This window comes from Nocardia acididurans, from assembly GCF_016741815.1.
Taxonomy (GTDB): Bacteria; Actinomycetota; Actinomycetes; order Mycobacteriales; family Mycobacteriaceae; genus Nocardia; species Nocardia acididurans.
On record NZ_JAERRJ010000015.1, the window covers coordinates 44,557 to 58,745 of the forward strand.

A 14,189-nucleotide genomic window follows, 5' to 3' on the forward strand; every position below is an offset into this window, starting at 1 on the left:
CTACCCGGATGACGACACCGACGGGCGGTGTGCATAGCTGAACCCTTGTTCGGTTTCGCCGTTCTGCGCGTTCGTCTGAAGAACGGTCCAGCTCTGTTGCGATGACGCGGCGCGAGTGAACAGCTCGCGCAGTTCGTCTATCGAGGACGCCGGTGGGGGCAGGGCCGAGCTGTCGGATTCGCATCCGGTCCAATCTGCCACCTGTGGTCGACATTCTCCGTTACATTGTTGAGCCGCAATGGTATTGGAGGGGTGCGATGGTGGAACAGCTCGACGTAGGCAACGCCAAGGATGGCATAGGCAGGACCGTCGACAGTATCGGCAAGGCAGCGCGAACCGCTTCATCGCAGCTTGCCGGACAGGTCGGCAACGTGAAGGACGTTGCCAGAGGCAGGGTCGAGAAGCTGACCGCGAAAGGGCCGGACCCCTACGAAGTGGCCGTAGCGGAATACAACGGCGCATTCACGGCCATGGCCGACCGGGGCTTGTCTCTGTTGCGTCAGCGCGAACGTTCGACGGACCTGATCGAGCTGGTTGAGCAGTTGGTGAACAGCATCGCCAACACCCCGAAATCATTCGACACCGACTTCGACGAGATTGCGGTACATCGGAAGCTGTTCCTGCACGCGGAGGATTTCGCTCAGAAAGAGCTGGAAGCGGCGCGATTGTCGGCAGCCGGTGCCGGCGCCGGGTTCGCGGCGGGCACCGCGGTAGCGAGTCTGGCGCCGTCGGCGGCGATGTGGGTCGCAACGACCTTCGGGACGGCGTCGACCGGCACCGCGATCTCGACCCTTTCGGGAGCGGCAGCCAGCCAGGCAGCACTGGCGTGGCTCGGTGGCGGCGCGCTGGCCGCCGGTGGTGGCGGCACTGCGGCAGGCACCACGCTGCTCGCGCTGGCCGGCCCGATCGGCTGGACCATCGCGGGCGCAACCTTGTTGGCGTCGATCGCCCTGTTCGCGAAGAAGAAATTCGAGAATCGCGAGGCGAAGCACGAAGCGCTGACTGCGATCAAGCGAAACACCACCCTTGTCAAAGGCATGGACGCGCGGATAGAAGACCTTCTTCAGCGGACTACTTCGCTCCGCGAAGGGCTGGTAAGGGGTTACGGTGAAGCGCTGGTGCACTTCCGCGCCGATTTTCACGCGCTCGCCCCTGCCGAGCGGTCGACTCTCGCTGCGTTGGTGAACAATACGAAGTCGTGCGCGACCATGCTGAGCGTGCGCATCGACCAGGGTGCCGATAGTGAGTGACGCTGCCGAGTTCGTCACGAGCCTCCAGGAGCAGGCCGTTGCTTCCTGGGTGAGCTACCTCAACCAGCTCCGCGTAGACAACCTGCTGAGTGCGCTCAGCCAGCAGGACGAGCACCTTCGGGACGCGCTCGCCACTGTCGACGAAGCCGTCAGGAAGATCGATCTCGAGGTGGTCGCCGCCAACCGGGGCGGACAGCATGGCATGCACGGCTTCATTGCCGAGATCGCCGAAGTCGGGATCGGCAACGCCCGACAGCGGATTCTCGGCAACGAGGCCGTCTACCAGTGGGTCAACAACAACGGACCCGTCGACCTGCTGCGCGGAAGTGTCGAGATCCAGCAGAAGTTCGTTGCAGCGGGTGGCCGCTTCTCGCTGGGCGCGATCGCCGAGCACCTCGAGAAGTATCCCGAATACGTGCGCAACGGTGGGAAGTATCAGATCCCCCGTGATCACTTCGAGGTGATCCAGCGGCTACACGCGCTCCCGCCCGAGGAAGCGAGCAAGCTGTTGTCACGCAGCGGTGACGGACCTTCCCTCAGAGACTGGCAGCGGGTCCAGGCGTTCTTCCAACGCGGATCGGTCGACTTCGAATCGCTCGAGCCCTCGACGCTCGAGTACAACGAAGTGCAGCGCGGTGTGTACGCCTCGACGATGGCGGCGGAAAAGGACTCGCTCCGCGCTACGGACCGGTCCTTGCGGGACGATGCCCACCGGACCAGCCGACCGACGCTGCGAGAAGGAGGCACGGCCGCTCTCACGGCCGCCGCCACGGCGGGCGGGTCCGCGTTCGTACTGGCCGTGATCGCCAAGCGTCGGGAAGGCAAGCGGCTCAATGAGTTCAGCGGCCGTGACTGGATCGACATCGCCGGCGAGACCGGCTCGGGTTTCGGCAAGGGCGGCGTCCGAGGTCTGAGCATCTACGCGCTGTCGAATTTCACCGCGACCTCCGCAGCGGTCGCCGGCTCGATCGTCACCGCCTCCTTCAGCATCGCCGAGCAAGCGAACAGGCTGCGCCGCAACGAGATCGATGAACTCGAGTTCATCGAAACCTCCGAGCTCATCGCCTTGGAGGCCGCGGTACGCGCGCTGTCGTCTCTCGTCGGCCAGGTGACCATCCCCATTCCCATTCTCGGCGCCGTCATCGGCACCACGGTCGGCACTGTGATGTACAAGGCCGTCGCATCGTCGTTGACGAAACGAGAGGCGGCGCTGATCAAGCGTTACCTCGACGAGCAGCGCACGCTCGACGAGCAACTCGCCATCGAATACCAGGCGATACTGGAAAAGCTGGACCACAGCATGTCGAGCTATCTCGGACTGCTCGAACGAGCCTTCTCATCCGACGTTCAGATCGCGCTCGTCGGATCGGTCGAGCTGGCGGTTGAACTCGGCGTAGCTTCGAACGAGATCCTGGATTCAGATGAGAAGGTCGACGCCTACTTCCTCGATTAGCGAGAGCGGCCACAGCCGGCGTGGCAACCTATGGGCCGAGCCGGAACCTACGGCCGGTGTGGAGCGGGTTTTGTGAATCGGATGCCGTTGAACGTGGATGTGCAGCAGGCACAGAGAGGTTCCAGGCTCGATTCGTTGATGTCCGGATTCACGACTCGCAGTTTTCCCTCGGAGTCGATGTACAAGCCGCTGTAGTAGGTTGACTCTCCGATCCGTACATAGTCTTGACGGTCGGATTCCTGCAGCGCTACGAGCCAGAAGATCGGTTCACTCCGGTCGAGCCGGGATCTGGCCTCTGCGAAGGTCGTCTCCCAGTCCGAGCCGACCCGCGAGAGCAGAAATCGGAAGAGAGGCGTGTAGTCACGCCCTCGGCCCGTCGCGCGCCCCATGCCTTCCCGCGTCACATCGGACTTCGCAGTCCGCTTGGTGTTGCGCCGATGCCGATACTCGCCACCCCGCGGACGCGCCCCCCTCGCGGTGGTGTTGTCCTTCCGATACAGCGGCGGCTTGTCCACACGCCGATCCTATGTCCGCCCGATGGTCAAGTCCGATTGTCGCCGCTGCAGGATTTCGTGCACCGGTCTGGACGAAAGGCGGTACCGGGCGGGTGGAGTGCCGGGATACGTTGCGAGTATGACCGAAGATCAAGTGCAGCAACGGAAGAAGTTCGTTCTCGGCGGGTTCGCCGCGTTGGGTGGGTTCGCTGTGTTGCTGTTCGCGTTCGCGGTGCTGGGGGTGGAGCCGAGCGGGATCACGAGTGCGCTGTCGGGGGCATTCTTGATCGGCGCGGCCTCCTGCTTCGGTAGTGCGGCGCGGATCACGCGGGATGCTCGGCGCTAGTGCGGTTCTCGGCCCCTTGGGTAGAAGATCTTTCCAGCTGCGACAGGCGGACGATCAGGTCGCCCGGGAGGCGAGGCGGGCGGGCGCGGTGGTCGGGGTCGGTCATGGTGACCGGACCTTATCGAGTGGCTACGACATCTCGCACAGGGGGCGACGAGCCTGGGACGGTGGGGATTCCAGGCTCGCCAGGTAGTCGGCGCGGATGGTGCTCGGTGGTGTGGAGCTAGGTGAGAGTGGTTGGGGCGGGCCAGGATTCGCATGCCCAGTCCTGCAACAAGGTTCGTGCCGATACGGAGGTGACAGGCCGGAACATGTCCGCGGTGATGCACTCCACACGGTATGGCCCGTGCAGAGTGTGGATGCCCTGGCCGTCGAAGTCGGACGCGAAGGAGTCGCGATAGCGTGGATGCTCGATGAGTGTTCTCGGACTCAGGCGGGGGTGACGATCTGGATGAGGTTGCCGCAGGTGTCGTCGAAGACGGCGGTGGTGACCGGGCCGGATTCCAGTGGCTTCTGGGTGAAGACGACGCCCAGTGCGGACAGGCGTTCGTACTCCTTCTGCACGTCGTCGACCTGGAACGAGGCGGCTGGGATGCCGTCGGCGACCAGGGCGTCCTTGTAGGGCTTGACCGCGGGATGTCCGTCCGGTTCGAGGAGGAGTTCGGCGCCGTCGGGCTGTTCGGGGGAGACGACGGTGAGCCAGCGCGGGCCGCCCATGGGCACATCGTGTTTGGTGGTGAAACCGAGCACGCTGGTGTAGAAGTCCTGCGCCTTCTGCTGGTCGTCCACGAACACGCTGGTGATGTAAACCCTCACGGCACTTGCCCTTTCGGTGGGACCGGCCACCGTTCGAGGATGGCGGCCAGTGGAGTCGTATCGAGGTGGTGGAACTTGTACCGCCCCTGTTTCTCGGCCCGCACCAGGCCCGCGTCCTCCAGCACCGCGAGATGCTGGGATACGGCCTGCCGGGTCAGATTCAGTTGATGCCGGTCGGACAGCCGAACGCAGATCTCGAACAGCGTCTGACCATCCCTTTCGGTCAGTTCGTCGAGAATGCTCCGCCGGGTCGGATCGGCAAGGGCCTTGAAGATGTCGCCCATACCTCGACCATAGGCAAGTGTTCACTTGCCTGTCAAGGTGTCACCCCCTAGCCGTCGTCGCGTGGCGGAATTCAGTGCAGGGTGTGCGCCGCGTGGCGGGCGATGGTGGCGGCTTGGCGGGCCTGCGCGTCGGGGTGGGCCGTGCGCTGGTGGAGCACGGTGTGGATACGCTCGAAGGCGAGGGCGGCATCGCGCAGTCGGCGATTCAGATCGGTCAGATGGTCGAGGAGACTTTCGACCTCGGGCGCCGACAAAGTGAGACTCGGATGTTTCTCTCCGGTGAGGATGGCATCCGCGGCGATCTCGGCACAGCGGGCGTGCAGGATGTCGAGAATGTCGGACACGCAGGTGTTCTCCCCTCGCTGACGCGGAGTTCTTCTGGAATTCGGCGCGGATTCGCTCGAGAAAATCGGGGTGTGCGGTCCTCACCCCTAGGAGTTCTTGCACAGGATACGGGCGAGTAACACGATCTCGTTGTATACCTGTTCGCGATTGCAGTGCAGACTACGCGGGACCGGTAGTCGAATACGCCCCGCCCGACAAGGGCCAGTGCTGTGGAAGGAGCCGGCGAGTGTTCAGCCGCATCGCCATCGTGAATCGTGGAGAAGCCGCCATGCGGCTGATTCATGCTGTCCGAGATCTGGTCGCGGAGACGGGGTTACCGATCGAGACGGTTGCTCTGCACACCGACGTTGACCGGAATGCGACGTTCGTCCGGGAAGCGGATGCGGCGTACGACCTCGGTCCAGCCGCCGCGCGTCCGTACCTGAATCTGGAGCTGCTCGAGCGCGCGCTCCTGGCCACCGGCGCGGATGCCGCCTGGGTCGGCTGGGGTTTCGTCGCCGAGGATCCGGCGTTCGCGGAACTGTGCGCCAAGATCGGCGTCACCTTCATCGGCCCGAGCCCGGACGCCATGCGCAAGCTCGGCGACAAGATCGGCGCGAAGCTGATCGCCGAGGAGGTCGGGGTCCCGGTCGCGCCGTGGAGCCGCGGCCCGGTCGAAACCCTGGAGAAGGCCAAGGAAGCCGCCGACCACATCGGCTACCCCCTGATGTTGAAGGCGACCGCCGGTGGCGGCGGCCGCGGCATCCGCGTGGTCACCAACGCCGATGACCTCACCGACGCCTACGAGCGCACCCGCCAGGAGGCCGAGCGCGCCTTCGGCAGCGGCGTCGTGTTCCTGGAGCGCCTGGTCACCGGCGCCCGCCACGTCGAGGTGCAGGTCATCGCCGACGGCCAGGGCACCGCGTGGGCACTGGGCGTACGCGACTGCTCGGTGCAGCGCCGCAACCAGAAGATCATCGAGGAGTCGGCCTCCCCGGTGCTGGCCCCCGAGCAGGTGCTCGAGCTCAAGGAGTCCGCCGAGCGGCTGGCCGTCGCGGTCGGCTACTGCGGCGCGGCGACCGTCGAATTCCTGTACCACCCGGGCGAGAAGCTGTTCGCCTTCCTCGAGGTGAACACCCGCCTGCAGGTGGAGCACCCGATCACCGAGATCACCACCGGCTTCGACCTGGTGCGCGCGCAGCTGCACGTCGCCTCCGGCAACAAGCTCGAGGGTGAGCGTCCGCTCGAGCGCGGCCACGCGGTCGAGGCCCGCCTCAACGCCGAGGACCCGGACCGCGATTTCGCGCCCGCCCCCGGCCGCATCGCGCGCCTGGATCTGCCCGCGGGCCCCGGCATCCGCGTCGACACCGGCGTCAGCGAGGGCGACACCATCCCCGCCGATTTCGACTCCATGATCGCGAAAATCATTGCGTACGGCCGTAATCGCGAGGAGGCCCTGGGCCGCCTGCGCCGCGCCATGACGCAGACCCGCGTGGTCATCGAGGGCGGCGCCACCAACAAGAGCTTCGTGCTGGACCTGCTCAACCAGCCCGAGGTGATCGACGGCAGCGCCGACACCGGCTGGATCGACCGCGTCCGCAACGAGGGCCGCCTGGTCTCGCACCGCCACACCGCCGTCGCGCTGGCCGCCGCCGCCATCGACGCCTACGAGGAGGACGAGCGGGCCGAGCGAATTCGCCTGCTGTCCACCGCATCCGGCGGTCGCCCGCAGGTGCAGCACGAGTCCGGCCGCCCGCGTGATCTGAAGCTGCGCGGCGTCGGCTACCGCGTGCGCGTGGCCCGCACCGGCGCGCACCGCTTCCGCGTCGGCATCGAGTCCGCCGCCGAAATCCGCACGGCCGACGTCGATCTGGAGCGTTTCGACGATCACACCGGCCAGATCGTGGTGAACGGCACCCGCTATCGCGTGGTCACCGGCACCCACGGCCCCGTGCACGTGGTCGACGTGGACGGCACCACCCACCGCATCAGCCGCGACGAGGGCGGCGTAGTCCGTTCTCCCGCACCGGCTCTCGTGGTCGCCACCCCGCTGGAGATCGGCGCGGAGGTCGAGGCGGGCGCACCCGTGCTCGTGCTCGAGGCCATGAAGATGGAAACCGTGCTGCGCGCGCCGTTCCGGGCCGTCCTCAAGGAGTGCAACGTCTCGGTCGGCACCCAGGTGGAGACCGGCGCCCCGCTCATGCGGCTGGAGCCGATCGCCGACGAGGGCGACGAAACCGAAACCGCCGCAGTCGAAACCGTCGAACTGGATCTGCCCGCCGAAACGGTCGCGACCCACCCGGCCGAGCGCATCGCGCGCTCCCAGCAGGACCTGCGCGGCCTGCTGCTCGGCTTCGACGTGGACCCGACCGACGACCGCCGCGTGGTGGCCGACTACCTGACCGTGCGCCGCGAGGCCATCGCCGACAACCGCCGCCCGCTGGCCGAGGAACTCGAACTCCTCTCGGTCTTCGCGGATCTGGCCGAGCTGAGCCACAACCGCTCGTGGGAGGAGGACGGCGGCCACAGCCACGTGCACAGTGCCCGCGAGTACTTCCACACCTACCTGCAGAGCCTGGATGCGGAGCGGGCCGGCCTGCCGGAGTCCTACCGCGCCAAACTGTCCAAGGCGCTGGGCCACTACGGCGTCACCGAACTGGATCGCACCCCGGATCTGGAGGCCGCGGTCTTCCGCATCTTCCTGGCCCAGCAGCGCCCGTCCGAGACCGTCACCGTCATCACCACGCTGCTGCGCGAGTGGCTGCAGGAGCCGGTGCCGTCGAGTGAACTGCGGGAGCCGGTCGGCCTGACGCTGGAGCGTCTGGTCGCCGCCACCCAGGTGCGTTTCCCGGTGATCGCCGATCTGTCGCGTGGCCTGGTCTACGCCTGGTACGGCCAGCCGCTGCTGCGCCGCAACCGCGCCCGCGTCTACACCGACGTCCGCAAGCACCTGACCTACCTGGACGCCAACCCGCAGACGGCCGATCGCGGCGAGCGCATCGCCGATATGGTGCGCGCCACCGAGCCGCTGGTGCGTCTGGTCGGTCAGCGCCTGGTGCGCGGATTCGCCGACAACACCGCCATGCTCGAGGTGCTGACCCGCCGCTACTACGGCAACAAGGGCCTCACCGATGTGCGCACCCATCAGGCCGGCGGCTGCACCTTCGTGGTCGCCGAACGCAAGGGCCTGAGCCTGGTTTCGGCCGCCGTCAGCTTCGACACCCTGGGCACCGCGCTGCGCGGCCTGGCCGAGCTGGCGACCAGCGCGGCCTCGATCGAGGTGGACATCTACCTCAGCTGGGAGAAGCAGCCCGAGCACTTCGACTCGATGGCCGCCGAACTCCAGGAGGCGCTGGACGCGCATCCGCTGCCGAATTCGGTGCACCGCATCACCGCCACCGTGGCGGGCTCCGGCGGCGCGATCATGCACCACCACTTCACCTTCCGGCCGTCCGCGACCGGCATGGTGGAGGAGCGGCTGATCCGCGGTCTGCACCCGTTCATCGCGCAGCGCATGCAGATGAAGCGGCTGCGCAAGTTCGACCTCACCCGCCTGCCGTCCTCGGACGACGAAGAGGTGTACCTGTTCCGCGCGGTCGCCAAGGAGAACACCTCCGATGAGCGGCTGATCGCCTTCGCCCAGGTGCGCGACCTGGCCTCGCTGCGTGATCACGAGGGCCGCCTGCTGGCGCTGCCCTCGGCCGAGATCGCGGTGGCCACCTGCCTCGACTCGATCCGCCGGGCACAGGCCACACGGCCGAACTCCAAGCGGTTCAACACCAATCGCATCGTCATGTACATCTGGCCGGAGGTCGATGTCACGCGCGCCGAGCTGGAGACGGTCATCGGCGGCCACGTGCTGCCCATGACCACCGGCGCGGGCCTGGAGGAGATCCTGCTCATCGCCCGCCAGCGCGACGAGGTCACCGGCGAACTCACCAAGATCGCCGTGCGGATCTCCTTCGACGCCACCGGCGGCACCCAGGTGACCATCGGCGACCGCACCGACGACGCGGTCGAGCCGCTCGACGAGTACCGCCAGAAGGTGCTGCGCGCCAGCAGCCGCAACACCGTCTACCCGTACGAATTGACCAGTCTCCTGGGCGATTTCACCGAATACGACCTCGACGCCGAGCACAAGCTGGTGCCGGTGGACCGTCCCCGGGGCCGCAACAAGGCCGCGCTGGTGGCCGGTGTGGTCACCACTCGCACCGAACTGCACCCGGACGGCGTCACCCGCGTGGTGCTGCTCGGCGATCCGACGAAATCCCTCGGCGCACTGTCGGAACCGGAGTGCCGCCGGGTGATCGCGGGCCTGGATCTGGCCGAACAGCTGAAGGTGCCGCTGGAGTGGTACGCGCTGTCCTCGGGCGCGCGCATCTCCATGGAGTCGGGCACCGAGAACATGGACTGGGTGGCGGCCGCGCTCAAGCGCATCGTCGAATTCACCCAGGACGGCGGCGAGATCAATATCGTCGTCGCGGGCATCAACGTCGGCGCGCAGCCGTACTGGAATGCCGAGGCCACCATGCTCATGCACACCAAGGGCATCCTGGTGATGACCCCGGATTCCACCATGGTGCTCACCGGCAAGCAGGCCCTCGATTTCTCCGGCGGCGTCTCGGCCGAGGACAACTTCGGCATCGGCGGCTACGACCGCGTCATGGGCCCCAACGGCCAGGCGCAGTACTGGGCCCCGAACCTGCACGCCGCCCGCGATGTGCTCATGTCGCACTACGAGCACACCTACGTGGCCCCCGGCGAGCAGACCCCGCGGCGTACCAACACCAGCGACCCGGCCGACCGCGACGTGTCGAGCTTCCCGCATGTGATCGCGGACAGCGATTTCAAGACCGTCGGCGAGATCTTCTCCGCCTCGGCAAACCCGGATCGCAAGAAGCCCTTCGACATTCGCACCGTCATGCGCGCCCTGGCCGACCAGGATCACCCGATCCTGGAGCGCTGGGCGGGTATGGCCGACGCCGAGACCGCGGTCGTGCAGGACGCGCGCCTGGGCGGAATCCCGGTGTGCCTGTTGGGAATCGAGTCGCGGGGCGTCCCGCGTCGCGGCTACCCGGCCACCGACGGACCCGACACCTACACGGCGGGCACGCTGTTCCCGCAGTCGTCGAAGAAGGCGGCGCGCGCCATCAACACCGCGAGCGGCAACCGCCCGCTGGTGGTGCTGGCCAACCTGTCCGGCTTCGACGGTTCACCGGAGTCGATGCGCAAGCTCCAGCTGGAGTACGGCGCGGAGATCGGCCGGGCCATCGTGAACTTCCAGGGCCCCATCGTGTTCTGCGTGATCTCGCGCTACCACGGCGGTGCGTTCGTGGTGTTCTCGAAGGCGCTGAACCCGAATATGACGGTGCTGGCCATCGACGGCTCGTTCGCCTCGGTGCTCGGCGGCGCGCCTGCCGCGGCCGTGGTGTTCGCCGGCGAGGTCAGCTCGCGCACCGCCGCCGACCCGCGGGTGCGGGAGCTGGAGACCCGCGCGGCCAATGCCACCGGCACCGACCGCGCCGTGCTCACCGCCGAACTCGACGAGGTCCGCTCCTCGGTGCGCACCGAGAAGCTCAGCGATGTGGCCGCCGAATTCGATCGCGTGCACAGCATTCGCCGTGCCGTCGAGGTCGGTTCGGTGGATGCCATCATCGACGCGTCGCAGCTGCGCCCGCGCATCATCGACGCGATCGAGGCGGGCCTGCGCGTGGCCCACCTGGAGCACTCGCTGTAATCGCTGACCGAACACCGCGAATCCCGTTGCCGCTGTGCGGCAACGGGATTCGCTGTCTTCAGGCCGCTCTGCCGGACCTGCGCTGGTACCCGCGCGCGGTCAGCAGTGAGCCCACGCCGTGCAGCACCACACTGGCGGACACCGTCACCACCATGACCGTCAGCGCGAGTTCGGCTGCGCTGTCGGGCAATTGGTTGAACGCCAGCAGCGCGAACACGATCGAGGTGGTGCCGCGCGGCCCCAGCAGTCCGATGAGCACGTTCTCGATCGGGGTGAGCCCGGAGCCGGTCAGCGACAGCAGCACCGGCCCTATCCGGATCACGGTCAGCACCGCCGCGCTCAGCAGCCATACTCGCCAGTCCGCGACCTCGGCCAGGATGTACACCGCGACCACGCCGAAGGCGAACCACATGACGATGGTCAGCAGGAAGCCGACGTCCTCGAGCAGTTCGAGTTCCCGGCGATGCTCCTCCGGCTCGCGGAAGCGATGGATGACCAGCCCGCAGACGAAGGCCGCCACGAATCCGTTCCCGTCGATACCGGTCGACAGCGCGTAGGTCAGCAGCGGCGCGGCCACCAGAACCATCCGTTTCGCCTGCGGGTTCATGAGTTTCGCGCGATCGGCCCGGTTGATCAGGAAGGCCAGTACGGCTCCCGTGCCCACGCCGACGCCGATCGCCTTCGCCGCGGCGGGCAGCGCGGTGGCCAGGGCCTGCGCCGGGGTCTGCGATTGGGTGAGGTCCCCGGCCAGGATCAACGCGAAAATGAAGAGCGGGGAGATGATGCCGTCGTTGTAGCCGCTCTCCACATTGAGAATGTTGCGCACCCGCACCGGTATGCGCCGGTCGCGCAGGATCGCCGAGGCCGGGGCGAAGTCGATGGGCACGATCACGCAGGCGATGACGAGCATCACCGCCCAGCCGTATCCGGGCAGCACCCACATCCCCAGTACGACGGCCGCCGCCAGGCTCAGCGGCATCGCGATCAACAGCAATCGCAGGGCGGCGGCCGGATTCCGGCCCAGCAGCCCGCCCTTCACGTCGGTGGCGTCCAGGAACAGCAGGATGGCGAGCACGATCTCGGCGGTGTGCAGGGCCACCTTCGTGTTCAGCGCGTCACCGATGATGCTGCCCTGGGTGGTCGCTCCAACCAGCGCACCCGCCGCCACGACCACGACCGGCGGGCTGATTCGCCAGCGTTCGAGCTTGGTGGCCAGCAGCGCCCAGATGATGAGGGTCGTCGTCACGGCCAAGATCGAAGCAACCATGCGGCTATCGTCTCAGGCGCGGGGAAACGGCCGGTGGCGTACTCTCGGCCTGCTGGTCGGCGCGGGTGTCGGCCGCCACGCCCGCCCGCCGCGCCACGGCCGCGCGGTGGGCCGGATCCGGCCGGGGCCAAGCGGTTGCGGGGGCGGCGGCGGCTCGGGCAGGCTGTGCTCGTGCCGAATTCGTTGCCGCCCCGTGTCGCCGACATGCGAGCGCGCACGGTCGGGGAAGAGGAGTGCCGCGGTGCGTGGTCGGTTCGATCGCTTCGATCCCCGGCGTAAACCGGCCGAACCGGCGGAACCCGAGATCGTCGAGGAGCCTTTCGAGATCGACCTGCCGAAGGTGGTGGCGGCGCTGCACTGGGACCTGGCCGAGTGGCTGGGGACCGACGCGCTGCCGAAGGTCTTCGACCGGATCTCGGGGGCGCTGGACGAGAAGTTCACCTCCGTGGTGACGACCGGGCAGTCGGTGGACCGCGAGACACTGCTGGGTGGGCTGTGGTCGGCGCGAAATCTGCAGCCGGGGTTGGAGATCGAGGTGTCGGACGTGCAGGAGATCGCGCGCAGCGGCTCGGTGATCGTGGTGCGGTTCGTGGCGGAGAACCAGATCGGCGGGGCCGAGGTCAAGCGCATGGCGACCGGGGTGATCATCACCGACGGGCGTAGCTACGCGTGGCGGTCCGTGCACGAGACGCCCATGCCGGATGGGGCCTGAGGCGGCGCGAAGGGCCGACACGCGGTGGATTTCGGTCGGGCGTGTTTCGAATACCGGGTTGCCGGTCCGGTTTGCTGTGAGGCACGCTGGGACGCGTGACCATCTCACTGCCGCAGGATGTCGCCGACACCATCGTTGCGATCTTCGAGGAGCGGGGCAAGCGCTGGCTGGACGATCTGCCCGCCCTCGTGCAGGAGCGTTGCGACGCTTGGGGTTTGACCATCGCCGGCGCGGGATTCAGCGGCGGGACGCACTCCTATGCCGCGCCGGTACATCGAACCGACGGGTCGGTTGCGGTATTGAAGATTCCGGTGGTGGACCCGGAGAACATCGGCGAAGCCGCCGGACTGCACTGCTATCAGGGCGACGGCGCGGTCCAGCTCTACGAATTCGATTCCGCCAGTAACTCGATGCTGCTCGAATGGGCGCGCCCCGGCACCGAACTCGTGACGCAGCCGGGCTTTCCGAGCCTCGAGGGCGAGTCCCGCAATATCGAGAAGGTCGAGTTCGCGTGCGCGCTGTACAAGCGACTACGCCGCGAGCCCGTCGACATCCCCGCGGAATTCCCGGCCCTGCCCCTGGCCTCCGGCATGGTCGAGGAGTGGACCCAGATGTTCCTGGAGCCGGATCCCGAAGTCGCCGAGGTGATTCCGTCCCGGCTGCTGGACAAGGCAGCGCTGTGGACGGCCCGCCTCGCGGTGCCGGACGGCCCGCTGCTGGTGGTCAACCGCGACACCCATCTGGGCAATATCGTTGCCGCGGAACGGGAACCATGGCTGCTCATCGACCCCAAGGCCTACCTGGGCGAAGCGGCGTTCGACGCGGGCTTCCTGGGCATGATCCAGGTGCAGAGCTGGCCCACTCCCGAGCACGCGAAGGCGGTGATCGAGCGCACCGCAACGGGTCTGGAGATCGATCCCGACCGGGCGCGCGGCTGGGCCTTCATGCGCGCCATGGAGGAGATCGTCTGGGCGATCGAGGACGAGGAGCCGGAGGACATGCGCCTGCACCTGGCGGTGGCGACGGCGCTGTCCGAACCGCTCACCTAGACCCTGCCGGAATGGCTAGGGCTGGTTGGGGTCTCGTGGCGGTCGCTTGCGCTGCTTGTCGCGTTCGGTGATGACGCCGATGGTGGTGGGGATGAGCAGTGCCAGCCCCCACGGCACCGCCACCCAGAACGGCCAGAAGTACCCCTTGCCGGTGGCCAGCCAGATGACCACCATGAGGGCGTTCACGAAAACCCAGGGCGTCCACATGATCTTGACCCAGGTGGGCACGCTGCCGCCCTTGTCCAGGCTCACCTTCGGCATGGCCGAGCGCTGGGCGGGCAGATCGGTCAGCACCGGCGTCAGTTCGCCGTAGGTCCTGGCCGCGTAGACCCGCTGTAGTCGTTCGTCGAACTCGTGCAGGCTGATCCGGCCCTCGTCCATCGCCGTCTTCAGTCGCGCGACGATGTGCTCGCGGTCGGCGTCCGACGCCCGCATATTCTCCTGGCTCACGATGTCA

At 67.3% G+C, this 14,189-nt stretch carries 12 protein-coding genes; 6 read left to right on the top strand and 6 right to left on the bottom strand.

The window, feature by feature from the left end:
- Positions 1-257 precede the first annotated feature (257 nt).
- Together JK358_RS33035 and JK358_RS33040 are read left to right on the top strand one after the other, a co-directional pair.
- Complete coding sequence (locus tag JK358_RS33035) at positions 258-1,250, top strand: hypothetical protein (protein WP_201955216.1); 993 nt, start codon at positions 258-260, stop codon at positions 1,248-1,250.
- Positions 1,243-2,703, top strand: coding sequence for a hypothetical protein (locus JK358_RS33040; RefSeq protein ID WP_201955217.1), 1,461 nt, complete (start codon positions 1,243-1,245; stop codon positions 2,701-2,703). The genes JK358_RS33035 and JK358_RS33040 overlap by 8 nt, the downstream gene beginning before the upstream one ends.
- Positions 2,704-2,750: 47 nt before the next feature.
- Here the strand turns inward: JK358_RS33040 and JK358_RS33045 are convergent, their stop codons facing one another.
- A complete protein-coding gene (locus tag JK358_RS33045) occupies positions 2,751-3,218 on the bottom strand; it encodes a hypothetical protein (protein WP_201955219.1) in 468 nt (155 codons plus the stop codon).
- Between the two features lie 118 nt (positions 3,219-3,336).
- On the opposite strand from JK358_RS33045, the gene JK358_RS33050 reads away from it, so the two are divergent.
- Entirely contained in the window at positions 3,337-3,543 is a 207-nt protein-coding gene (locus JK358_RS33050; RefSeq protein ID WP_201955221.1) for a hypothetical protein, read from the top strand.
- 429 nt (positions 3,544-3,972) lie between these two features.
- Here JK358_RS33050 and JK358_RS33055 read toward each other — a convergent pair whose 3' ends face one another.
- The 3 genes from JK358_RS33055 to JK358_RS33065 form a co-directional block, all read right to left on the bottom strand.
- Entirely contained in the window at positions 3,973-4,359 is a 387-nt protein-coding gene (locus tag JK358_RS33055; RefSeq protein WP_201955223.1) for a VOC family protein, read from the bottom strand.
- Entirely contained in the window at positions 4,356-4,643 is a 288-nt protein-coding gene (locus JK358_RS33060; protein WP_201955225.1) for an ArsR/SmtB family transcription factor, read from the bottom strand. The genes JK358_RS33055 and JK358_RS33060 overlap by 4 nt, the downstream gene beginning before the upstream one ends.
- A 71-nt stretch (positions 4,644-4,714) precedes the next feature.
- Positions 4,715-4,987 carry a hypothetical protein gene (locus tag JK358_RS33065; protein ID WP_201955226.1) on the bottom strand — a complete coding sequence of 91 codons (273 nt, stop codon included), beginning with the start codon at positions 4,985-4,987 and terminating at the stop codon, positions 4,715-4,717.
- 227 nt (positions 4,988-5,214) lie between these two features.
- Between JK358_RS33065 and JK358_RS33070 the strand changes: the two genes are divergently transcribed.
- Positions 5,215-10,704 (top strand): ATP-binding protein, encoded by a 5,490-nt coding sequence (locus JK358_RS33070; protein ID WP_201955235.1) that lies wholly within the window; start codon positions 5,215-5,217, stop codon positions 10,702-10,704.
- 58 nt (positions 10,705-10,762) lie between these two features.
- Here JK358_RS33070 and JK358_RS33075 read toward each other — a convergent pair whose 3' ends face one another.
- Positions 10,763-11,971 carry a cation:proton antiporter domain-containing protein gene (locus tag JK358_RS33075; RefSeq protein ID WP_201955245.1) on the bottom strand — a complete coding sequence of 403 codons (1,209 nt, stop codon included), beginning with the start codon at positions 11,969-11,971 and terminating at the stop codon, positions 10,763-10,765.
- 241 nt (positions 11,972-12,212) lie between these two features.
- On the opposite strand from JK358_RS33075, the gene JK358_RS33080 reads away from it, so the two are divergent.
- Together JK358_RS33080 and JK358_RS33085 are read left to right on the top strand one after the other, a co-directional pair.
- Entirely contained in the window at positions 12,213-12,683 is a 471-nt protein-coding gene (locus JK358_RS33080) for a hypothetical protein (RefSeq protein WP_201955247.1), read from the top strand.
- A gap of 95 nt (positions 12,684-12,778) precedes the next feature.
- Complete coding sequence (locus JK358_RS33085; protein ID WP_201955248.1) at positions 12,779-13,732, top strand: aminoglycoside phosphotransferase family protein; 954 nt, start codon at positions 12,779-12,781, stop codon at positions 13,730-13,732.
- A 15-nt stretch (positions 13,733-13,747) separates the two neighbouring features.
- On the opposite strand, the gene JK358_RS33090 is transcribed toward JK358_RS33085, so the two are convergent.
- Positions 13,748-14,182 (bottom strand): DUF1707 domain-containing protein, encoded by a 435-nt coding sequence (locus tag JK358_RS33090; protein WP_307817855.1) that lies wholly within the window; start codon positions 14,180-14,182, stop codon positions 13,748-13,750.
- Positions 14,183-14,189 lie beyond the last annotated feature (7 nt).

What these genes read in the sequence shown, in the direction of transcription:
- JK358_RS33035 (WP_201955216.1), top strand. Translation starts at nt 258, where the DNA reads ATGGTGGAACAGCTCGACGTAGGCAACGCCAAGGATGGCATAGGCAGG.
- JK358_RS33075 (WP_201955245.1), bottom strand. Translation starts at nt 11,971, where the DNA reads ATGGTTGCTTCGATCTTGGCCGTGACGACGACCCTCATCATCTGGGCG.
- JK358_RS33060 (WP_201955225.1), bottom strand. Translation starts at nt 4,643, where the DNA reads ATGGGCGACATCTTCAAGGCCCTTGCCGATCCGACCCGGCGGAGCATT.
- JK358_RS33050 (WP_201955221.1), top strand. Translation starts at nt 3,337, where the DNA reads ATGACCGAAGATCAAGTGCAGCAACGGAAGAAGTTCGTTCTCGGCGGG.